The 21,597-nt window shown below is 59.2% G+C and carries 21 protein-coding genes and 2 pseudogenes; 16 read left to right on the top strand and 7 right to left on the bottom strand.

What is annotated here, in order from left to right:
- Positions 1–7: 7 nt before the first annotated feature.
- From BUE21_RS04375 to BUE21_RS04365, 3 genes are all read right to left on the bottom strand, one after another.
- On the bottom strand, positions 8–562 hold the full coding sequence (locus tag BUE21_RS04375) for a peroxiredoxin (RefSeq protein ID WP_084522842.1): 555 nt from the start codon (positions 560–562) through the stop codon (positions 8–10).
- A gap of 73 nt (positions 563–635) precedes the next feature.
- Entirely contained in the window at positions 636–1,190 is a 555-nt protein-coding gene (locus tag BUE21_RS04370; RefSeq protein ID WP_073355076.1) for an SEL1-like repeat protein, read from the bottom strand.
- Between the two features lie 148 nt (positions 1,191–1,338).
- Positions 1,339–1,620, bottom strand: coding sequence for a hypothetical protein (locus BUE21_RS04365; RefSeq protein WP_073355075.1), 282 nt, complete (start codon positions 1,618–1,620; stop codon positions 1,339–1,341).
- Between the two features lie 68 nt (positions 1,621–1,688).
- Here BUE21_RS04365 and BUE21_RS14790 point away from each other — a divergent pair.
- The 3 genes and pseudogenes from BUE21_RS14790 to BUE21_RS15135 form a co-directional block, all read left to right on the top strand.
- Positions 1,689–1,808: pseudogene (locus BUE21_RS14790) on the top strand (prepilin-type N-terminal cleavage/methylation domain-containing protein); the annotation flags it as partial.
- 76 nt (positions 1,809–1,884) lie between these two features.
- A complete protein-coding gene (locus BUE21_RS14395; protein ID WP_143164413.1) occupies positions 1,885–2,313 on the top strand; it encodes a hypothetical protein in 429 nt (142 codons plus the stop codon).
- A gap of 181 nt (positions 2,314–2,494) precedes the next feature.
- On the top strand, positions 2,495–2,683 hold the full coding sequence (locus tag BUE21_RS15135; RefSeq protein WP_073355068.1) for a type IV pilin protein: 189 nt from the start codon (positions 2,495–2,497) through the stop codon (positions 2,681–2,683).
- Positions 2,684–2,842: 159 nt separating this feature from the next.
- Here the strand turns inward: BUE21_RS15135 and miaA are convergent, their stop codons facing one another.
- Positions 2,843–3,922, bottom strand: a complete 1,080-nt coding sequence (miaA, locus tag BUE21_RS04345; RefSeq protein WP_073355065.1) for a tRNA (adenosine(37)-N6)-dimethylallyltransferase MiaA — start codon at positions 3,920–3,922, stop codon at positions 2,843–2,845.
- Positions 3,923–4,439: 517 nt separating this feature from the next.
- Here miaA and efp point away from each other — a divergent pair.
- A complete protein-coding gene (gene efp, locus BUE21_RS04340; protein ID WP_073355064.1) occupies positions 4,440–4,994 on the top strand; it encodes an elongation factor P in 555 nt (184 codons plus the stop codon).
- A 4-nt stretch (positions 4,995–4,998) separates the two neighbouring features.
- Here efp and BUE21_RS14390 read toward each other — a convergent pair whose 3' ends face one another.
- Positions 4,999–5,271, bottom strand: coding sequence for a hypothetical protein (locus BUE21_RS14390; RefSeq protein ID WP_143164412.1), 273 nt, complete (start codon positions 5,269–5,271; stop codon positions 4,999–5,001).
- Between the two features lies 1 nt (position 5,272).
- Here BUE21_RS14390 and gdhA point away from each other — a divergent pair, with 1 nt between their 5' ends.
- Positions 5,273–6,595, top strand: a complete 1,323-nt coding sequence (gene gdhA / locus BUE21_RS04335; RefSeq protein WP_073355061.1) for an NADP-specific glutamate dehydrogenase — start codon at positions 5,273–5,275, stop codon at positions 6,593–6,595.
- A 133-nt stretch (positions 6,596–6,728) separates the two neighbouring features.
- On the opposite strand, the gene BUE21_RS04330 is transcribed toward gdhA, so the two are convergent.
- Complete coding sequence (locus BUE21_RS04330; RefSeq protein WP_073355148.1) at positions 6,729–7,976, bottom strand: RNA-guided endonuclease InsQ/TnpB family protein; 1,248 nt, start codon at positions 7,974–7,976, stop codon at positions 6,729–6,731.
- A 4-nt stretch (positions 7,977–7,980) separates the two neighbouring features.
- On the opposite strand from BUE21_RS04330, the pseudogene BUE21_RS04325 reads away from it, so the two are divergent.
- Positions 7,981–8,046 (top strand): annotated as a pseudogene (locus BUE21_RS04325) (IS200/IS605 family transposase); the annotation flags it as partial.
- The gene (locus BUE21_RS15095) at positions 8,046–8,177 is read left to right on the top strand and encodes a hypothetical protein (protein WP_268767820.1); all 132 of its coding nucleotides are present in this window, start codon (positions 8,046–8,048) and stop codon (positions 8,175–8,177) included. The pseudogene BUE21_RS04325 and the gene BUE21_RS15095, both read left to right, overlap by 1 nt.
- Positions 8,178–8,264: 87 nt before the next feature.
- Here the strand turns inward: BUE21_RS15095 and BUE21_RS04320 are convergent, their stop codons facing one another.
- Positions 8,265–10,475, bottom strand: coding sequence for a malate synthase G (locus BUE21_RS04320; protein ID WP_073355057.1), 2,211 nt, complete (start codon positions 10,473–10,475; stop codon positions 8,265–8,267).
- Between the two features lie 194 nt (positions 10,476–10,669).
- Here BUE21_RS04320 and BUE21_RS04315 point away from each other — a divergent pair, with 194 nt between their 5' ends.
- From BUE21_RS04315 to BUE21_RS04280, 9 genes are all read left to right on the top strand, one after another.
- Complete coding sequence (locus tag BUE21_RS04315) at positions 10,670–11,788, top strand: hypothetical protein (RefSeq protein WP_073355054.1); 1,119 nt, start codon at positions 10,670–10,672, stop codon at positions 11,786–11,788.
- 139 nt (positions 11,789–11,927) lie between these two features.
- On the top strand, positions 11,928–12,977 hold the full coding sequence (hrcA, locus tag BUE21_RS04310) for a heat-inducible transcriptional repressor HrcA (RefSeq protein WP_073355053.1): 1,050 nt from the start codon (positions 11,928–11,930) through the stop codon (positions 12,975–12,977).
- Positions 12,978–13,044: 67 nt separating this feature from the next.
- Entirely contained in the window at positions 13,045–13,545 is a 501-nt protein-coding gene (tpx, locus tag BUE21_RS04305; RefSeq protein WP_073355050.1) for a thiol peroxidase, read from the top strand.
- A 102-nt stretch (positions 13,546–13,647) separates the two neighbouring features.
- Positions 13,648–15,624 (top strand): ribosomal protection-like ABC-F family protein, encoded by a 1,977-nt coding sequence (abc-f, locus tag BUE21_RS04300; RefSeq protein WP_073355047.1) that lies wholly within the window; start codon positions 13,648–13,650, stop codon positions 15,622–15,624.
- A gap of 140 nt (positions 15,625–15,764) precedes the next feature.
- Positions 15,765–16,868 carry a hypothetical protein gene (locus BUE21_RS04295; RefSeq protein ID WP_073355044.1) on the top strand — a complete coding sequence of 368 codons (1,104 nt, stop codon included), beginning with the start codon at positions 15,765–15,767 and terminating at the stop codon, positions 16,866–16,868.
- Positions 16,869–16,877: 9 nt separating this feature from the next.
- A complete protein-coding gene (locus BUE21_RS04290) occupies positions 16,878–17,528 on the top strand; it encodes a hypothetical protein (protein WP_073355043.1) in 651 nt (216 codons plus the stop codon).
- A complete protein-coding gene (locus BUE21_RS14385; protein WP_143164410.1) occupies positions 17,525–18,190 on the top strand; it encodes a hypothetical protein in 666 nt (221 codons plus the stop codon). Before BUE21_RS04290 ends, BUE21_RS14385 begins: the two co-directional genes overlap by 4 nt.
- A 2-nt stretch (positions 18,191–18,192) precedes the next feature.
- Positions 18,193–19,716 carry an AAA family ATPase gene (locus tag BUE21_RS04285; protein ID WP_073355040.1) on the top strand — a complete coding sequence of 508 codons (1,524 nt, stop codon included), beginning with the start codon at positions 18,193–18,195 and terminating at the stop codon, positions 19,714–19,716.
- A gap of 102 nt (positions 19,717–19,818) precedes the next feature.
- Positions 19,819–21,567 (top strand): alkaline phosphatase D family protein, encoded by a 1,749-nt coding sequence (locus tag BUE21_RS04280; protein WP_073355038.1) that lies wholly within the window; start codon positions 19,819–19,821, stop codon positions 21,565–21,567.
- Positions 21,568–21,597 lie beyond the last annotated feature (30 nt).

The raw sequence follows: 21,597 nt of genomic DNA, 5'->3' as shown, positions 1-21,597 counted from the left end.
GCAGCGTTCAACGCCCGGCGGCCAGTGCCTGCACCGCCGCGAGCGTTTGCGCCACATGCTCCAGAGGGTCGCTGCCACTGTGGACGAAGGCAATCCGGCCATGGCGGTCGATCACATACGAAATGCGCTGGGCCGACTCCGGGCGCGCTGCCGATTGGGCATCGTAGGCGCGGATGGTCTGTGCATCCGGGTCGGATGCCACTGCAAACTCATCACGGCAGGCTTCGGAAGAAAAACGCTGAAGGGTCTCGATGTCATCGTGCGACATGCCCACCACCGTGGCCCCCTGTGCCACGAACTGCGCATTCGCTTGGGCAAAGGCATTGGCCTCCAGCGTGCACCCCTTGGTAAAGGCTTTCGGGAAGAAGTACAGCACCACCGGCCCCTGGGCCAGCGCATCACGCAAGGCGAATGCAAACGGCTGACCCGCCTTGGCCGCCGTGGTCGAAAAATCGGGAGCCTCTGCCCCCACGGCCAACGCCGCATGGGCCGACAGGGTGATGGCCCCAGCCCCGGCAATCGCCAAGGCCAGAGAACGCAAAGACCGGAAGGAAAAGTGCATGGCTAGCTTTCTGTTCAGTGGTGAATCCGCATTGTAGGGCCAGCGGTTTCAGCGGTTTGGCCCCGACCACCGATCACCCCTGCACCGCCTCGCCCCCAGGCAACAGCCCCTCCAACTGCACCTTCGCAATCACATGCCCATGTGCCGCTGCCCTGGCAATCCACATCAACGCCAGCGCGTGGCCATCGCCCTCCCCGAAACCGGCCAGATACAGCAGGCCCAGCCAGTGCATGGCATCGGCTTCACCCTGTTCTGCCGCCTGCGAAAGAAAGTGAAAAGCCGGTATAATATCGCCCCCCCCCCCGCTGGGCGAGTGCAATGATTGGGGGGCCTGCTGCAAGGCCGCCAGGGCAAACCACGCACCGATTTCTGCCTGTGCATGGGCCACGCCCTGATCGGCCTGTACCAGCAAATCCACCTCCTCCTGCAACCAGTCCTGCCGCCCTATCCACGGGCGCACCGCCTCGAACGGAATCAACGCGCCCGCAGCCTGCTGGCGGTTGTCCGGCAGGCGCGGAATTTGCCCCTCGGCAATGCAACGCTGCCAGGTACGGACACTGCGCCCCGTCAGCAAGGCCGCAGTGTTCAGGCTGATGGGGTGGGAGGAATCGGCATGGTTCAAGGTCATGCTCGGATTGTAAGCCTGCCTATAGGGAGGGCGGCGTAGCCACCGCCTGTTCATGAGACAGCCTGAGCCAAAGCACCCAACGCCGTCATGCCGGACTTGATCCGGCCTCCAGTACAACGCTTGCAATGACACCTTGCTTGCCAAGCGGTTACGGCGCAACTGGATGCCGGGTCAAGCCCGGCATGACGGCCATTGGGATCGCTCCTGTGTAGGAACAATCAGAACCGTCATTCCGGCGAAGGCCGAAATCCAGTTCCCCCTGTGCGATTTGAATCGTTGCCTCGCGCCACCCCATCATGGCGCGGCATTCGGGCGACATGCTGCCCTTGTCGCCACCATCCCCCGACAAAAAACCGCCATGTCGCGCCCAAACCGCGACACGACGGATATTTTCAGCCAAATTGGCAGCCATTTTGCCGATTTTCGGCATGGCATAGTGTTTGCAAATAACTCCCTGTCCAGGCATCAACTGCCTGTTTATTCACAAGGAGTTGAAGAATGAAAGCATCTCTGCAAAAGGGTTTCACCCTGATCGAACTGATGATTGTCGTGGCGATTATTGGTATTTTGGCTGCGATTGCGATTCCGCAGTACAGCACTTACCAAAAGAAAGCACAGGATAAATCAGCTCACTCTGATTCGAAAAACTTCCTGACCTCTGCTGTTGCCAATTCTGTCAAATAAAGGAAAAACCATGAAAACAATTAAAATTGCTTTCCTCGTCGCTGGATTGATTGCAGGAAGCTCTGCTTTTGCAGAAGCAACAATTACTGGTGCGAATGGTGCTCAGACAGCAGCAACCAAATACACATATACAGCAGGAACACCCGCTGCCAAATATGTTGTGTCCAGTTTCGATTTTATGGCTTCTGCATATGTGGCTTTGGCAGTTGATGAATCTGACCATGCCATTGCAGTAGCAGCAACCAGTTCGCGTGGCTTGAAAAACGTATTCACTGGAAGCAGTGAAGGCGGTGCAGTAACCATCTGCGGTACTGCTGTAGGCAGTGGCCCGTCTTATACAGCTACAGAAGCAGCAGGGGCTGTAGTAGGAGCTAATGGTGCTGACGTAACCAAAATTGGTGGATGTAAGACAAATGCTGCTGTAAATCCAGCACCATAAATTTGAATCGTTTGATCGTTCCTACGCTCCCGCGTAGGAACGCCTCCCCGGTCGCTCCAGCGACCCCCCATGGGGCACAGATGCAGGAGCGTCCACCCCATCCCCCAACCGCCACCTCTGCAAGGAGCATGGCGGTTTTTTTCATCTTGCCCAGGCAACCGGCCATCACCGCCCACCCACCATGCCATCACACCCCACGCGCGGATTCAGCCTGATCGAGTTGTTGATTGCCATGGCCATCATCGGCATTCTGGCCACCATTGCGCTGGTGCAATACCAGGCATCCGTGCAGAAAAGCAGCGATGCCGCTGCGCGTTCCGACGCACGGAATTTTCTGTCCACCGCCATGATGAATTCGGGCCGAAACTGAACGGTTCGCCAGAACCAAGCCATGGCACTTTGGTGGTATGGTGTTTCTCTCGCCCAGTTGGCGTGATGGTGAAACCCTCCCACCCCGTCATTCCGGCGCAGGCCGCAATCCAGTCACACCATGTGCCATTGGGCAATACCCGTGTTTTTCTCAACGTCGTCACTGGATTGCGGCCTGCGCCGGAATGACGGCCGTTGGGGTGTCAAGTGCGGTTGGCATGGCGGGATGCTGCATGGTTCTCAGCACCTTGTCGCGCAAAGTGCCGATGGCGCGGGTTTCCATGCCGGCTTCGTCGCAGGGCACGATGCAGCGGCTGGACATGCTGCGCAGCCAGGTGATCTGGCGTTTGGCCAGTTGGCGGGTGGCGGCAATGGCCCGCTCTGGCAACTCCTGCACCGGGAATTCGCCATCGAACATCTGCCAGGCCTGCCGGTAGCCCACACTGCGCATGGCTGGCAGGTCGGCATTCATGCCCGGCATCTGGCGCAGATGCTGCACTTCTTCCAGAAAACCCGCTTGCAGCATCAGGTCAAAACGCCGGGCAATGCGCTCGTGCAGCCAGGCGCGGGAATGCGGCTCCAGCGCGATCAGGTGGCTGGCCATCCACGCCTGCCGCGCGGCATGCTGGGCATCGTCCTGCTGGCGGGTGTGCAGGGCCGACAGCGGCGTGCCGGTCGCCAGCCAGACTTCCAGCGCACGCCCGACGCGCTGGCTGTCGTTGGGGGCCAGACGCGCTGCCGTGGCCGCATCCACCTGCGCCAGCCATGCGTGCAGGGCCGGCCAGCCCTGCTCTGCCGCCTGCTGCTGCAAACGGGCGCGAATGGCGGCATCGGCCTGGGGCAGTGCATCCAGGCCATGCAGCAATGCGTGGATATACAGCATGGTGCCGCCCACCAGCAGCGGCAGTGCGCCCCGCGCACGAATCTGCCGCACCAGCTCCAGTGCATCCTGCCGGAATTCGGCGGCACTGTAGCTCTGCTGCGGGGTGCGAATATCGATGAGGTGGTGGGGAAGCTGCGCCTGCTCCAGGGCCGAAGGCTTGGCCGTGCCAATGTCCATGCCGCAATAGACCAGCGCGGAATCGACGCTGATGATCTCGGTGGCAATTCCCTCGGCTTGCAGGGACTGCGCCAGCGCAAGGGCCAGCGCGGTCTTGCCGGAAGCGGTAGGCCCCGCAATCACCAGCAGTTGGGAGAGTTCCGGGGGCAGCAGAGGGGATGCGGGGGATGTGTGCGGCATGTGGGCGGGGGCATTCGGGGCGGGCAGACGGTGGTTACATAGTGTAGCTGGAGTCCATGCAGCGTCTGCCGGGCTGGGCGCACGGCGGCTGCCCACATGGCTATTCCAACAGCCCTTGATACCCAAACGGCCGTCATTCCGGCGCAGGCCGCAATCCAGTGACGACCGTTGAAAAAGCACCGGTATTGCCAAATGACTGGATTCCGGCCTGCGCCGGAATGACGGTTTGGAGTAACTTCACGAATGGTGCAAATCGGAGTCAAGTCCGGCATCACGATAGCGGAAACGCTCAAGGCGGCTGCCATTGCAGCCATGCAGGCTCTTTCCCCAACATTCCAGAAAATAGTGGATCAGGCCCAGCCAGCGGTTAGAATGCGCAGTTGGGTGGCTACTGGCCACTGTCACGTTTTGCGCAGCAGCCGCCTTTCGGGTTGGTTCTGCGCCCTCTTTTCGCTGGTTCCGGTCGGGTTTTCGCAGATTCTGGCCACGGCGAAACCTCAACACCAGTCATTCCATTATGAAAATTGCTCAAGAAATCCGCGCCGGCAACGTCATCATGCACGGCAAGGATCCGATGATCGTCCTGAAAACCGAATACGCCCGTGGCGGCCGTGGCGCAGCCACCGTGCGCATGAAGCTCAAGGCCCTGCTGTCCAACATGGGCACGGAAGTCGTCTTCAAGGCCGATGACAAGATCGACAACGTGATTCTGGAAAAGAAGGATTGCACCTACTCCTACTTTGCCGACCCGATGTACGTCTGGATGGATGCCGAGTACAACCAGTACGAGATCGAGGCAGGCAACATGGGCGACGCGCTCAACTACCTGGAAGACGGCATGGAATCCGAAGTGGTGTTCTATGACGGCAAGGCCATTTCCGTGGAACTGCCCACCGGGCTGGAGCGCGAAATCACCTGGACCGAGCCTGGCGTGAAGGGCGACACTTCCGGCAAGGTGCTCAAGCCTGCCAAGATTGCCACCGGCTTCGAGGTGTCCGTGCCCCTGTTCGTGAACCAGGGCGACCGCATCGAAATCGATACCCGCACTGGCGAATACCGCAAGCGTGTCTGAGTTTTCAGGCATGGCAGGCTGAAATTGCACCATCATGGTGCAATGCACCAAGATTGCAAAACGCATCCCCCACATGGGGGATTTTTTTCGCCTTCGTGCATGAAAATGGCGCAATAATCGCTGGTTTTCCGGGATTCCCTCCAGGAAAACGCCCCAAAATGGCCGGTTGGCAGCTTGCAACTGCCCGCAGAAAAACGTTGTCAGACGGCAGCAATCCATGTCCTGCTGTGGCTGTGAGACCAACCGGGAACTGTTCTTTTTCTGCACCTTCACTCATCATGGCTGAACCATCTCTCGCCCATTTCCTGAACGACGTTGCTGCGCGCAACCCCAACCAACCAGAATTCTTGCAGGCCGTGACGGAGGTGATCGACAGCCTGTGGCCCTTCATTGCCCGCACTCCGCGCTATGCCGGTCAGGGCTTGCTCGAACGCCTGGTGGAACCCGACCGTGTGGTGATCTTCCGCGTCTCCTGGGTGAACGATGAAGGCAAGGTGCAGGTCAATCGCGGTTTCCGTATTCAGCACAGCATGGCCATTGGCCCCTACAAGGGCGGCATTCGCTTCCACCCCTCGGTGAACCTGTCGGTGCTGAAGTTCCTGGCCTTCGAGCAGACCTTCAAGAATGCCCTGACCACCTTGCCGATGGGCGGTGGCAAGGGCGGTTCGGACTTCGACCCCAAGGGCAAGAGCACCGGCGAGATCATGCGCTTCTGTCAGGCGTTCGTCACCGAGCTGTTCCGCCATGTGGGTTCCGACACCGATGTGCCCGCCGGTGACATCGGCGTGGGTGGCCGCGAGATTGGCTACATGGTCGGCATGACCAAGAAGCTGACCAACCGCGCCGACTGCATCTTCACCGGCAAGGGCCTGTCGTTCGGCGGTTCGCTGATTCGCCCGGAAGCGACCGGCTACGGCACCGTGTACTTTGCCGAGGAAATGCTCAGCGAGCGCAAGAACTCGCTGCAAGGCATGACCGTGTCGGTTTCCGGCTCGGGCAACGTGGCGCAGTACGCGGTCGAGAAGGCCCTGATGCTGGGCGCGAAGGTGGTGACGGTTTCCGACAGCAGCGGCTTCACCCACGAGAAGCTGGCCATTCTGCAAGACATCAAGAACGTGAAATACGGTCGTGTGAAGGACTACGCCACCAAGGTGGGCGCACAGTTCCTGGAAGGCCGTACCCCCTGGAGCATTCCGGCAGATGTGGCCCTGCCATGCGCCACCCAGAACGAGCTGGATGTCAATGACGCGAAGATGCTCATCAAGAATGGCGTGGTCTGCGTGGCAGAAGGTGCGAACATGCCTTCCACCATCGAAGCGGCCAAGGCATTCGAGAGCGCGGGCGTGCTGTATGCACCCGGCAAGGCCAGCAATGCGGGCGGTGTGGCCACATCCGGCCTGGAAATGAGCCAGAATGCAGCCCGTCTGTCCTGGCCGCGCCACGAAGTCGATCAACGCCTGCACGAAATCATGCGCGGCATCCACAAGTCCTGCGTGGAGTATGGCCGCCGTCCCGATGGCAGCATCAGCTACATTGACGGAGCCAATATTGCCGGTTTCGTCAAGGTCGCCGATGCAATGGTGGCACAAGGCGTGGTCTGAGTCTTTTCGCTCACGCGGGTGCGTAGTCACCACCTACTGTCATTCCGGCCTTCACCGGAATGACGCGGCGATAGGCTCTGTCACGCCTGCTTGACATCCTCCCCCGCCTAAAGGCAGGTGATTCCTACTGCACTCAAACCAGCATTTGGCTGGGTTGAGTCGCTTCGGCGGGTTCCTGCTTCACCGAGGCTGCGCGTCTTGCCTTTGCAGGCTTGGCACGGCTGACATCCTCTCCACAGGCTATCCGGGCGTGTCCCGCCCTTAATACATTGATCGCGCCGACCACGTCGGCGTTTTCCTCGTAACCACATTCCACACACGCAAACCGTGCCTGCGTCTGCCGGTTGTCTTTGCTGATGCAGCCGCATTGCGGGCAGGTTCTGCTGGTGTTCTTCGGTGGCACGGCCACCAACATCCCGCCCGACCACTGGAGCTTGTACTCCAATTGCCGCCTGAACTCGAACCAGCCCTGATCGAGGATGGACTTGTTCAGGCCAGACTTGGCCTTGACGCTCTTGCCCGGTTTGTCTGCATTGCCCTTGGCACTTTTGCTCATGTTGCGCACCTGCAAGTCCTCGATGACTACCATCGCGTGGTTTTGGCTGATGGCTGTCGTGGCCTTGTGCAGGTAGTCGCGGCGGGCGTTGCCGATGCGGGAATGAATTTTCTGGACACGGGCCTTGGCCTTCTTCCAGTTGTTGCTGAATTTCTTCTTGCGGCTCATGCAACGCTGCGCTTTGCGCAAGGCCGCTTCGTGCTGCCTGAAGCTCGCCAGCGGTTCAAGGTAGCTGCCATCGCTGAAGGTGGCAAAGCGGATCACTCCCATGTCGATGCCCACGACACTGCTTGCCTTGGGAATCGGCTGTTCTACCTCTCGCTCGGTCTGGATGCTCACGAACCACTTGCCGCAAGACTGGCTCACAGTGACGTTCTTCACCGTACCCAGCACGTCGCGGCTTTGCCGAAAGCGCAGCCAGCCGAGCTTGGGCAGAAAGATTCTGCCATTGCCCGCGTCCAGCTTGATCTGCTTGGCATCCGGGTAACGGAAGCTGTCTCTCTGGCCCTTCTTCTTGAAGCACGGGAAGTGCGCCCGCTTGGCGAAGAAATTGCCATAGGCCCGCTCCAGGTCTTTGAGCGTTTGTTGCAGCGGATGAACCGGCGCATCCGCCAGCCATGACGTTTCCGGGCTGTTGCGCCACTCAGTAAGCAGCTTGCACAGGCCCGCATAGCCGAGCTTTTTTTCCCCTTGCTCGTAGCGTTCTTTCTGCAACGCCAATGCCTTGTTGAAGACGAACCGGCATGAGCCAGCAAAGCGGCGCATTTGCCGCTCTTGTCGGCCATCGGGCCGCAGTTCGTATTGGAAGGCTTGAAGTTGTTGCATACATCCATCATACTTCGCCTCGTCTTGCGGCAGTGCCCCGATCTCCATCGTGCGCCAGTACATCGAACGGTGCTGTTGCGCTCCGCCAAGGACGCACTGCCAGTGGCCCAGGCTGCCGGATTGCAGAACATCCACCTGGAAGGCAACGACCCGCAGGATGCCAACCGTGCCATTTACCGCATCGATCTGAACCAGCACTGACCGCCCACAGCACCGTCATTGCGGCGCAAGCCACCCAATGCCGTCATGCCGTGGGGGCAACCGTAGTGTCCGCCTTCAGGCCCGGAATCAGGCTCCGGCCTTGAACTTGAGTCGCCAGCCGTGCAGCAGCGGCTCGGTGTAGCCGCTGGGCTGTTCGGCTCCCTTGAATACCAGATCGCTGGCGGCGCGGTAGGCGTAGGAGGTATCGAAGTGGCCTGCCATCGGCTGGTACAGTGGGTCGCCTGCGTTCTGTGCATCCACCACCGCTGCCATGCGCTCGAAGGTCGCGCGCACCTGGGCTTCGGTCACGACACCATGCAGCAGCCAGTTGGCAATGTGCTGGCTGGAGATGCGCAGTGTGGCGCGGTCTTCCATCAGGCCGATATTGTTGATGTCGGGCACCTTGGAGCAGCCCACGCCCTGGTCGATCCAGCGCACCACATAGCCGAGGATGCCCTGCACGTTGTTGTCCAGTTCCTGCTGCTTTTCTTCGTCCGTCCACTTGGCTTCGGCCACGACGGGAATCTGCAACAGATCACCCAGAATGGCATCGCGCTGCGCGTCGGCATCGGTTTGCTCCAGTTCCTGCTGCACGGCCTTCACGTCCACCTGGTGGTAGTGCAGCGCGTGCAGGGTGGCGGCGGTGGGCGAGGGAACCCAGGCGGTGTTGGCTCCGGCCTGCGGGTGGCCGATTTTCTGCTTGAGCATTTCGGCCATCAGGTCGGGCATGGCCCACATGCCCTTGCCGATCTGTGCCTTGCCACGCAGGCCAGCGGTCAGGCCCACCAGCACATTGCTTTTCTCGTAGGCCTTGATCCACGCGCTGTTCTTGATGTCGCCCTTGCGGAACACCGGGCCAGCATGGATGGCGGTGTGGATTTCGTCGCCGGTGCGATCCAGAAAACCGGTGTTGATGAAGGCCACACGCGCAGCGGCAGCGGCAATGGCCGCCTTGAGGTTCACGCTGGTGCGGCGTTCCTCGTCCATGATGCCCAGCTTGACGGTGTTTTCCGGCAGGCCCAGCACCTTCTCGACGGCCGCGAACAGGTCGTTGGAGAAAGCGACTTCCGCCGGGCCATGCTGCTTGGGCTTGACGATGTAGATGGAGCCTTTGCGCGAGTTGCGAATGCCATCGGCCCCGTGGCCTTGCAGGTCGTGCAGGGCAATGGCCGTGGTGATGAGCGCGTCCATGATGCCTTCGGGCACTTCGCGCACTTCCTGAGCCGTGCCGTACAGGATGGCGGGGTTGGTCATCAAGTGCCCGACATTGCGCACGAACAGCAGTGAGCGGCCATGCAGCGTCACAGGCTGGCCGTTGGCTCCGGTGTACTGGCGGTCGGCGTTGAGGCGGCGGGTGATGGTCTTGTTGCCCTTGGCGACTTCCTCGGTCAGTGTGCCCTTGAGGATGCCCAGCCAGTTGCTGTAGCCCAGCACCTTGTCTTCGGCATCCACGGCAGCGACGGAATCTTCCAGATCGAGAATCGTGGACAAGGCCGCTTCCAACACCACATCGCTGACTCCGGCGGCATCACCCTTGCCGATGGCGGTGCTGCGGTCGATCACGATCTCGATGTGAATGCCGTTGTTCACCAGCAGCACCACCGACGGATTGGCGGCTTCGCCCTGGTGGCCGACGAACTGCCCAGGCTTTTGCAGGCCTGTGCGCGAACCATCCTTGAGCGTGACCTGCAAGGCCCCGTCGGCCACGGCGTAAGCGGTGGCACCGGCGTGGGAGCCAGCCGCCAGCGGGGCCGCTGTGTCCAGAAACTGGCGGGCATAGGCAATCACCTTCGCGCCGCGCACCGGGTTGTAGCCTGCACCACGGGTTGCGCCATCGTCCTCGGCAATCGCATCCGTGCCATACAGCGCGTCGTACAGCGAACCCCAGCGGGCATTGGCGGCATTGAGCGCGTAGCGGGCATTCAGAATCGGCACGACCAGTTGCGGGCCGGCCTGAATCGCCAGCTCATCGTCCACATTGCCGGTAGTGACCTTCAATGCGCCGGGGTCGGGCACGATGTAGCCAATGCCTTCCAGAAACTGGCGATAGGCGGCGACATCCTGAATCGGGCCGGGATTGGCCTTGTGCCATTGGTCCATTTCCAGCTGGATGCGGTCGCGCTCGGCCAGCAGGGCGATATTGCGTGGCGCGAACTCGGCCACCACCGCATCGAAGCCTTGCCAGAAGGCCGCGCTGTCAATGCCCGTGCCCGGCAGCACCTGTTCGTCCACAAAATTCTTCAGCACCGTGGCCACTTGCAAACCATGCACCGTGGTGCGCTCTACTGCGTTCGTCATCAGCAATCCCTTTTTGTCAAAACAAGTTCAAAATCCAATCGGCAAGCCTGAACCAAACCGGCAAGCATACTTCCAAATAAATGCCAAGGGTCTGTCTTCAGTGGCTTTTCAGTTTCACACTGTATTTGATATTTGAATTGCCGCAAATGCGAAGATTATCGAAAAACCATTGACTTTTTGACAACAATCCATCCATGTACCGACTGATCTTCCGACTTCTCGTGACCGCACTGGCCCTGCTGTCGGCACTCGTGCTGTGGCAGCAGGGCCAGTTGCGGGTGCTGGCCTTGCAGCGCATCGACCCCCTGCCCCAGACCCACGCACTGCTGGCCGAAAAACGCTATGCCGAAGCCGCCGAATACCTGGGCTTTTTCATGGAACACGACTACGTACAGCACGACCCGCAGGCGCAGGCCCTGTGGCAGCAGATCGACACCGAACGCCGTGCCTGGCACTATCAGGCGGGCAAAGTCTGGCAAGGCATGATCGAAGGCAGCAGCGACGAAACCGCCGGGCAGATTGCCAGCGTGCTCAGCGACCTGATGGTGATTGGCGACTTGCGCGATCTGGCCGTGCAGGCCAGCCGCTATCTGCGCGACGAGGAAACCGACCCGGTCATCGTGGCACTGTCCGCGCTGGGCGTGGCCGCCACCGGTGCGCAACTGCTCAGCGGTGCAGGCACGGTTGCCAGCGCGGGAGCGGCCAGCCCGGCACTGGCAGGCAGTACCGCCGCCAAGCAGGGTATCGTCACCCTCAAGGCCCTGCGCCGTGCCGACAGCCTGCCGCCGTGGCTGGGAGCCACGCTGGTACGCGCCAGCAGAAATGCCGCCAGCACCCGCAACCTGGATGAAGTCGGCGAGATTTTCCAGAGCGTCCAGACCCTGGGCAAGACCCCCGGTGGACTGCGCCTGTTGCGCCACAGCACCGATGCCGCCTCGCTGCACCGCATGGCACGGTTTGCCGATCACTTCGCCCCGCACGGGGCCACGCTCTACCGCATCGGCGGCGACACGGCCTTGCAGGCTGGTACCCAACTGCACCGCCTGGACAAAAGCAGCATTCAACTGGCCGCCACCTACGGCCAACGCGGGCTGCGCGTACTGGACGACATGGGAACCCTGCGCTTCGTCAAATACAGTGCCCGCGCCAGCAAGATCGTCTGGAAAGGCAACCTGCAACAACTGCTCAGCCGCCTGCTGCTGCAACTGCCCCGCTGGGCCTTGCTGGCGTTGATCGCGCTGGGCATTCTGGTCTGGTGGCCCACACGCCGCCGCAAAACCCCACCCGCTGCGCGGCAGGAGCCTTCGCTGTAGGGGAACCACACCTGTTGGATCGTTCCTGCGCTCCTGCGTGGGAACGCCTCCGCTGCCGCTCCAGCGGCACGCCATGAGAGGAGCGCGGGAACGATTCAAAGTGGATGAACGCAAGTGCGGCTGCCTTAGAATCCACGCCATGCTGGATGATCGCGCCAAACACCTACTCACCACCCTGATCGAGCGTTACATCGAAGACGGTCAGCCGGTCGGTTCGCGCACACTGGCACGCTCATCCGGGCTGGAACTCTCGGCGGCCACCATCCGCAATGTCATGGCCGACCTCGAAGAACTCGGTCTGGTCGCCAGCCCGCACACCTCCGCCGGGCGCATTCCCACACCCAGGGGCTATCGCCTCTTCGTGGACAGCATGATGACCGTGCAGCACAGCCGCCTGCACGCCCCGGCATCTGCACCAGCCTCTGCACCGGCTCTGGCCCCCGACCAGCCGCAGAAAGTCATTGCCAATGCCGCGCAGATGCTCTCCAGCCTGTCGCAATTCGTCGGTGTGGTGATCGCACCGCAGAAAAGCACCGTTTTCCATCACATCGAATTTCTGCGCCTCTCCGAAAAGCGCGTGCTGGTGATTCTGGTCTCGCCCGATGGCAACGTGCAGAACAAGATCGTCCTGACCGCCGCCGACTTCTCGCAAGACCAGCTCACCCAGGCCAGCAACTACCTCAACGCCCACTACATCGGGCTGGGCATGGAACAGGTGCGCGAAAAACTGCGCAGCGAAATCAACCGCCTGCGCACCGAAGTGGCTGAGCTGATGCAAGCGGCCATGAACATCCAGCCCCAGGAACAGGCTGCCGACGCCGCCAGCGAACAGCAGGTCGTCATTGCAGGCGAACGCAACCTGCTGGCCGTCACCGACTTCTCGCGCGACATGGACAGCATCCGCCGCGCCTTCGACCTGTTCGAGCAGAAAACCCAGATTCTGCAACTGCTGGAAGTCACCGGCACGGCGCAAGGCATTCAAATCTACATCGGTGGCGAGAGCCAGCGCGTGCCCGTGAGCGAGCTTTCGGTCGTCACCGCGCCCTACTCCATCGACGGCCAGATCGTCGGCACACTGGGAGTCATCGGCCCCACCCGCATGCCCTACGACCGCATGATCGAAATCGTGGACATCACCTCACGCCTGCTGGGCAATGCCCTGAGCCTCCACCCAGGACAGGGGCGATAGCCTATACTGCACCGGCTTGCAGATTCCGGCAGGCATCCCCCTTTCCCCACCATCAGGAGACACCCCCATGGCGCAAATCACCCTCAAAGGCAACCCCGTCGAAGTCGCTGGCCAGCTTCCCCAACCTGGCCAGACCGCCCCGGCCTTCACCCTCGTCGGCACCGATCTGGCCGAAGTCGGCCTCGACGGCTTCGCCGGTCAGCGCAAGGTGCTGAACATCTTCCCCAGCATCGACACGCCCACTTGCGCCACTTCCGTGCGCACCTTCAATCAGCACGCCAGCGAGTTGGCCAACACCGTGGTGCTCTGCATCTCGGCCGACCTGCCCTTTGCCCAGGCGCGCTTCTGCGGTGCCGAAGGCCTGGAAAACGTCAAAACCCTTTCCGCCTTCCGCAACCCCGACTTTGCCAGCGACTACGGCGTAGCCATTGCCTCCGGCCCACTGCGCGGACTGGCCGCCCGCGCCGTCATCGTGCTCGATGAAAACAACCAGGTGCTGCACAGCCAGCTCGTGCCGGAAATCGCCGAGGAACCCGACTACGCTGCCGCTGAAGCTGCGCTGGCATAACCTCACCTCTGACACTCCCGTCATTCCTGCCTTCGCCGGAATGACAATGGCAGGGAGGTTCAAAGCTGCTGCAATGGCAGACAACAGCGATAATCCAGCCCCATGATTACGCTGAAAAACATCACCCTGCGCCGTGGCATCAAAGTGCTGCTGGACCACACCAGCCTGACCATCAACCCCGGCGAAAACGTCGCGCTGGTCGGGCGCAACGGCGCGGGCAAATCGACGCTGTTTGCCCTGCTCAACGGCAGCCTGCACGAAGACGGCGGCGAATTCACCCTGCCCGCCCACTGGCAACTGGCACAGGTGGCGCAGAACATGCCCGAAACCGACGACACCGCCACCCACTTCGTCGTCAGCGGCGACACCCGCCTGGTCACCTTGCAGGACAAACTTCAACAAGCCGAAGCCAGTGGCGACGGCATGGCCATTGCGCAAACCCATACCGAACTGGCCGATGCCGGAGCCTACGATGCTGTATCTCGCGCGCAGGCCCTGATACTGGGGCTGGGCTTCGCCCCCGACGAACTCGAACGCCCGGTCAATAGCTTCTCGGGCGGCTGGCGCATGCGCCTGCAACTGGCGCGCGCGCTCATGTGCCCCAGCGACCTGCTGCTGCTCGACGAACCCACCAACCACCTGGACCTCGATGCCCTCGTCTGGCTGGAAGGCTGGCTCAAACGCTACCCCGGCACTCTCATCGTCATCAGCCACGACCGCGAGTTCCTGGATGCCGTCACCCAGGTCACACTGCACCTGGAGCACCAGAGCATCACCCGCTACGGCGGCAACTACAGCTACTTTGAGGAACAGCGCGCCCTGCTGCTCAGCCAGCAACAGGCAGCCTTCACGCGCCAGCAGGACAAAATCGCCCACCTGCAAAAATTCATCGACCGCTTCAAGGCACAGGCCACCAAGGCACGGCAGGCGCAAAGCCGCGTCAAGGCACTGGAGCGCATGGAGCGCGTCGCGCCCGTGCTGGCCGAAGCCGAATTCAGCTTTGAATTCGCCCAGCCGCTGCAACTGCCCAACCCCATGCTCTCCATCAAAAACGCCAGCATGGGCTACCAGACCAAACACGGCGGCGAAAGCCACACCATCCTGCGCCACGTCAGCACCTCTGTGCTGGCGGGCCAGCGCATCGGCATACTGGGTGCGAACGGCCAGGGCAAATCCACGTTCATCAAATCCGTGGTGGGCGACATCCCGCTGCTCTCGGGCGAAATGACCCAGGGCAAGGGCCTGTCCATCGGCTACTTCGCCCAGCAGGAACTCGACGTGCTGGAGCCGGGCGACAACCCGCTGGAGCATTTCATCCGCATGGCGCGGGGATACGGAGCCGATGCCCCCAACCCCACCCGTGAGCAAGACCTGCGCAACTTCCTCGGCAGCTTCCAGTTCGGCGGCGACATGGCCGCGCAACCCGTCGGCTCCATGAGCGGTGGCGAAAAAGCCCGCCTCGTGCTGGCCATGCTGGTGTGGCAACGCCCCAACCTGCTGCTGCTCGACGAACCCACCAACCACCTCGACCTCGTCACCCGCGAAGCCCTGGGCATGGCACTCAACGGCTTCGATGGAACCGTCATGCTCGTCAGCCACGACCGCGCCCTGCTGCGGGCCGTCAGCGACGTGTTCTGGCTGGTCAGCGAAGGCAAGGTGCAGCCATTCGATGGCGACCTGGACGACTACCAGAAGTATGTGCAGGACTACCAGCGCGAACAGCGCGCCGCCCTGGCCGATGCCGCACCAAACCAACAGACCCAGCCATCCAGCTCCCCGACTGCCGCCCTCTCCCACAAGGAACAGCGCAAGCAGGAAGCCGCCCAGCGGCAACAACTGGCCGAAAAAACCCGCCCCCTGAAAAAACAGCTCGACAAGCTGGAAAAACAAATGGCCGACTGGGAGGCCGAAAAAACCGCCCTCGAAGCCAGCCTGGGAGCCGACACCAGCCCGGCAGAATGGGCCGAATCTGGCAAACAGATCAAGACCCTGCAAACCGCACTGGAAGAAGCAGAAATGCAGTGGCTGGAAACCAGCGAAACACTCGAAGCCTTGATGCAAGGGTTGCAGCAGCCTTGAAGCTTCCCGGCATGACGCTGTGGGGGTGGATGCCTAGGCCGAAATAACGCATAAAAAATCGACCCCGTTCAACTGCGACATAACCTGTCGATGGTGTGGGGTAAGATGGATTTTTCTCTCCCGCTCTCAAGGAAACTCCAATGAATCCTAATTCACCATCCACCCATGCCCCGCAGCAGGAACAACAGGCATTGATGGAGCTGCTCTCCCATTCCATCCTGCGCTATGCCGAACGCGACGGAACCCAACCGCTTACCGACTGGCTGGCCCATTCGCTGGAGCAGGAAGGCCAACTTGCACCACAGGCCGCCCACAGCCTGGCCAGCGACTTTGTCGCACACATTGGCCGCAGCCACCAGTTGCGCAGCGAGTTGCAGCAACACCAGCAGCAGAAAAAGAGCCGGGCAAGCTGGCTGGCCGAGAAAATCGAAGAAATTGCAGTCAAAACAGGCGCATCGCCCGTGGAAGTAGCGGCAGCCACCACACTGTTCAGCGATCAAGCACTGCAAGCCAATGCAAACCAGGCCAGCCAACCGGCCAAACTGGAGTGGAATCGCATCACCCGCCTGCAAGTGGCGCAGGAACTGGAACAAAGCCAGCAACACCAGGCCGCGCAAAGCCTGCTGCAACAGGTGCAAACCCTCGTACATGACCCGGAACTGCTGCAACAGTCGCCCAAGGCCAGCCAACTGGTGGACGATTATCTGCAAGGCAAATTACCGCTGAACGAAACCACCGGCCTGCAAGCCACGCTGGCGACTGCCACAGACATAGCCGCCCGCAAGGGGCTGCTGGGCGAGGAATTCCAGAAAGAGCGGGAAACCGGAAAAATCGGCCCCGAATGGTTTTCGCGGCACAGCTTTACCGGAACCGAAAATGTGCGCATCATTCATGCAGCAGGCACCGGGAAACTGAATCCTACAACCGCGATGAACGTTATCACCGATACCGCTACCAGTGCCGCCATTGGTGCTGCAGAAATATTCTGCGGTCGCTTGGGTGGATCAGTCGGTGCAGTCATTGCCGGTTTTTTCACTGGAGGAAATCCGGTTGGAATCATGGCTGGTCAAATAATCGGCAAGGCAATTGGCTCCACACTCGCGCGCATTGCCCAAACGCCGGTACGCAAAGCCATCCAGAAAGGGATGGAGGCAATAAAAAATGTTGCCGGCAACGTTGTAAGGAAAACAGTGGGCGCAGTGAAATCAGTGGGCAAAAGCATTGCAAGTTTTTTTGGTTTTTAAAAAAACAATATGAATTATCTTCAATTCAAACTTCCAATGGGCCATACGGAGGTAGGGTCGCTGGATGAGTTGCGCGAACACATGACCGCGCAGATTCTGGAATACATCGATAATGGTCTGTTAGAGTATTGGCTACAAAGTATTCAGAAATCCGAAATTTTTCATTTCATCTCCACCCTCAACCATCCCGAGGCTGCCAGTAGGTTAGTTGCGGTTAGCAATTATTTCAATCTAAAAATCAATCTTGATATTGCAGAAAAGTCATTAAATAATTACACAACACCAATTAAAGAAATTGAAAATATTTTAAACAATGATGCAATCGAAATGGAGATTATCGAAATCCAATCGAAAATTGACAAAAATATAAAAGAAATCGAGCTTGAATTCAATAAAAAATCATCAGAAAATTATTTGCTAAAATGCAACCATGACTTACTAAAACACCGCATAAAATTCATAATCATCATTAGCAAAAATGAATTCAATCAAGACAATGAAAATTATCTTGGGACTCTTATTCAGGAACTATTGCCTTCAAAAAACCAGAGTAACGAAAAATTTATAGATTCCATCATCCAAATCCTAAAAAACCCCAATGAATCGTACCATGATAGCTTAAACAGGTTTCCTGAGTTACATTTTGGAGAAACAGAATGAGAAAAATAAAAACCATTAAATTCAATCTACCCATCAACGGCAAGAGAGTACGTAACCTAGAAGAATTACGCCAGAATATGACATTGGAAATTCTGGGGCTGCACAATAACGGCCAACTCAGCAGATGGCTCAAAAGCAGGAATCTTTTAGATTACAACAAGAAAATAGATGCCATTCAACCGATCACCGAAGCAGATCACTTGCTTGAAATTTGTGATATTTTCTCGATTGAGATGAAGCCATCCACCGCCCAAACCATCATTAACTCACTCAAAGACACTTCAAAAAACACTATTTCATCACACAATTCACAAGAAATAAAAAACAAACTCTACCCATCCAAAATAAAAATTAAAACCCATCTCGAAAACTTATTAAGCACATGCAACGACATAAGCAATGAAGAAATTGTTAGAGCCAAAATAGAAGCCAGCGATTTGTTTTACGAAATATATAGTTCAATAAATTCAGAAATAAACAAAATAAACAAAAATCAAATTTTCGGAAACCCATTAAGCAACAGGCACTCATATATACAATCCACAAAAAATCTTGATGAAATAATATCAAAAAACATCACAAAAACCCCAGGCATTGAAAAATATAAAATTCCAACCGATTTTATTCCTCCTTCACTAAGGGGCTATTTTGGAGGTCTATAGCCATGAAAACACCTATCCAAGACCTGCTACACGCCCAGGTCGAATCCCTGTACCCCGCCATTTATCTGGTCACGCAGGAAGAAACCGATGCCAACGAGCTGATTCAGGAGCTGGCCGAATCCGACGGACAAGAACGCCCGATTGTGGAATGGAATCTTGCCAGCGGCTTCACGGACTTTCACACCCGCCAGCCGCAAACCGAATGGTGTAACTTGGCAGCCGCGCTGAATGTGTTGCTGGCCGACGAGCTGGACAACCAGTTCATTGTGCTGCGCGATGCGCACCTAGCCTTGCGCGATGCCTCTGGCACAGCCGATGCGCTGGCGGTGGCACGCTTGCGTGCCCTGATTGCACGCATCCTGGAAGACCAGAACGCCACGACCACGATTTTTCTGGTGTCTTCACAGGCCTTCATTCCGCCGGAACTGGAGACTTTCATCACCATTTTTGAATTGCCATTGCCCGACGAGGCGGAAATCCGCGACCTGATCGGCCGCTACCTGCAAGCCTATGAACTGACGCTGCCACCCGAACACATCACCAGACTGGCCCTGGCCTTGCAGGGGCTGACGCAATACGAGATCGGCCAATTGCTCAACCGGGGCTATCAAAACGATGGCTCGATTGACCTGGACGATATTCCACTGGTGCAGGAGGAAAAACGCCAGATCATCCGCAAGAGCGGCATTCTGGAGATGGTGACGGTCACGGAAACGCTGGACAACATTGGCGGGCTGGAGAAGATCAAGCCCTGGCTGCGGCAGAAATCGGGCATTCTGGAGAACTGGGCGCAGGCGCGTGCCTTTGGCGTGGAGTCGCCCAAGGGGGTGCTGATTGTGGGGATGCCGGGCTGTGGCAAATCACTGACGGCCAAGGCCACGGCAGCGCAGTTTGCCCTGCCGCTGCTGAAGATGGACATGGGTTCACTGATGGGCAAATATGTGGGCGAGAGCGAAAACAATATGCGCCGCGCCCTGCAAGTGGCCGAAGCGGTCAGCCCCTGTGTGCTGTGGGTCGATGAGGTGGAAAAAGCCTTTGTGGGAGCAGGCAGCGGCGGCAGTGGCGGTGGCTCGGAAGTGACGACGCGGCTGTTTGGCTACTTCCTCACCTGGATGCAGGAGAAGACCAAGCAGGTGTTCGTGGTGGCAACGGCCAATGATATTTCGGCCCTGCCGCCGGAATTGCTGCGCAAGGGGCGGTTCGACGAGATTTTCTATGTGGATTTTCCGAATGCCGTGGAGCGCGAGGCGATTTTCCGCGTGCATCTGGAAAAGCGCAGAAAACTGCATTCCGGCATTGATCTGGGCGCGATGGCCCAGGCCACCGAAGGCTATTCAGGCGCAGACATTGAATCGGTGGTGAAAGAGGCCATCGAGCTGGCCTTTCTGGACGGATGCAAACCACTGGATACAGCCTTGCTGCGCAGGGTGACGCTGGATATTCAGCCGCTGAGTGTGGTGATGAAAGACCGCATTACCGAGTACCAGAAACGCTTCGAGAAGATGAAGATCAAGTCGGCTTCGTAGTGCATCGGCTGGCAGGAGCGAACACGGGTTTTCCCCCCGAAATTCCGTGCTGCTGGCTGGTTTTTTGCCGCAGAATTTGCCGATTGAAAAGGAGCAGATTTCATGGCAAACCATGCGTTTCTCGTTGGCCCCGTTCTGTCGTTTCGGGGGATCAGTGGCGACGGCAAGGACTGGCAGGTTACGGCTTTGGTGGGGATTGATGCCCATGCTTCGATACCTACCATGCAGGTGGAATCGCGTGCCTGCCCGGTTCCGCGCGAACTGCTGCTGCACCGCAACCAGCGTTTTCTGCGCTACGACCTGAGTTGCCCGCTCCAGGCACAGGAGCGGCGCGTGCGCTTTGGGGTGCCGCAAGGTGGCATCGAGTGGTCGTTCACCGTACCGGCCCTGGGGGCCACGCCACGGCTGGCCTATGTGTCGTGCAATGGTTTTTCCGATCCCAGTGGCATGCGCAAACTGGTACGCCCGGAAAATTCCGTCTGGGAAGACCTTCTCATCAGCCACGACAAGGAGTTGCGAGGCCAGCAAACGCCCCTGCTGGATCGGGAACAGCTCTGGCACGAGACACGCATCCACGAGCGCGGGCTGCAACGCTTTCACTTGCTGCTGATGGGCGGTGACCAGATTTATTTCGATTCCATCTGGGAAGATATTCCACGCCTGAAGGCGTGGGTGGGGCTGTCGCGCCAGGAGCAACTGGGCTTTCGCGTGAACAAGGAGCTGGAGGGGCAGATCGAGCACTATTACTTCAGCCTCTACAGCAGCCGCTGGCTGGGCCGCAAACGCCGTGCCTGGGGTGTCGGCAAGCCCAACCGCGACGGGGCCGATGCGCTGGCACGCATTCCCACTATCATGATGTGGGACGATCACGACATCTTCGACGGCTGGGGTTCCTACAGTTGCGAAATGCAGCAAAGCCCGTTGTTCCAGACGCTGTTTCGCCATGCACGGCGGGCTTTCTGGGTATTCCAGATGCAGCATGCCCTGTCAGACCTGCCTGCATTGGAGGAGGCCACACCCGCTGGATTTTCGGTGCAGGACCCGCTGTACCGGCCGCTGGCATGGAACACCGTTCTGCGCCATGACCCACGGGCACTGCCGCTGCTGGATGGGCAGCCTGGCTTCACCTCGGCGTTTCGGATGGGGGCTGTCGCGCTGGTGGTGGCCGATCTGCGCACCGAACGCTCCCGCACGCAGATTCTGGGGCCAGAGAGCTGGAGTGCCCTCAAGCGTTGGCTGAACAGTCCTGCCTCCGCCACAACGGCCACCCGGCATCTGCTGTTCATGTCTTCCGTGCCGGTGGTGCATCCGAAGCTGGGGCTGGCCGAAGGCTGGCTGGACACTTTCGGGCAGGATCATGTGCTCGACAGCAATGCCGACGACCTGAAAGACCACTGGGCACACGATGACCATGAAGGCGAGCGCAAACGCCTGCTGGATGTGCTGTTCGGCACCGCCCAGACCCGGAAACTGCGCGTGTCGATTCTGTCTGGCGACGTGCATGTGGCCGCCTGGGGGCTGGCCTCGCACCAGGATGCAGCGGCAGCGGCAACCACAGGGCCGATCCAGCAGTTCACCTCATCCGGGGTGGTGCATCCTTCGTTGATGAATGTGCTCGAACGCCTGTTTCTGCGCATGCTGGAGAGCACGGCGGCCAAGGCACAGCAGGATGCACAGTACCGCATCGAGATGATGCGGTTTCCAGGGCACAGTCGCTACGTTCTGGCTGCACGCAACTGGCTGGCCCTGGAGCTGGATGAAGGCGGCGACACTCCCAGCCACAAACTCTGGGCCACCTGGCGTTGCGAAACGGAAACGGGGTTTTCCAACCACATGCAGACCGTGCCATAAGCCGTCCGAAACCGGCATAGGCCAGAGGCA

The sequence above is a fragment of the Lampropedia hyalina DSM 16112 genome (genome assembly GCF_900129055.1).
Lineage (GTDB): Bacteria > Pseudomonadota > Gammaproteobacteria > Burkholderiales > Burkholderiaceae_C > Lampropedia > Lampropedia hyalina.
The sequence above is the reverse complement of the archived record's forward strand: the minus strand, read 5'-3'. Positions and strand labels throughout refer to the sequence as shown.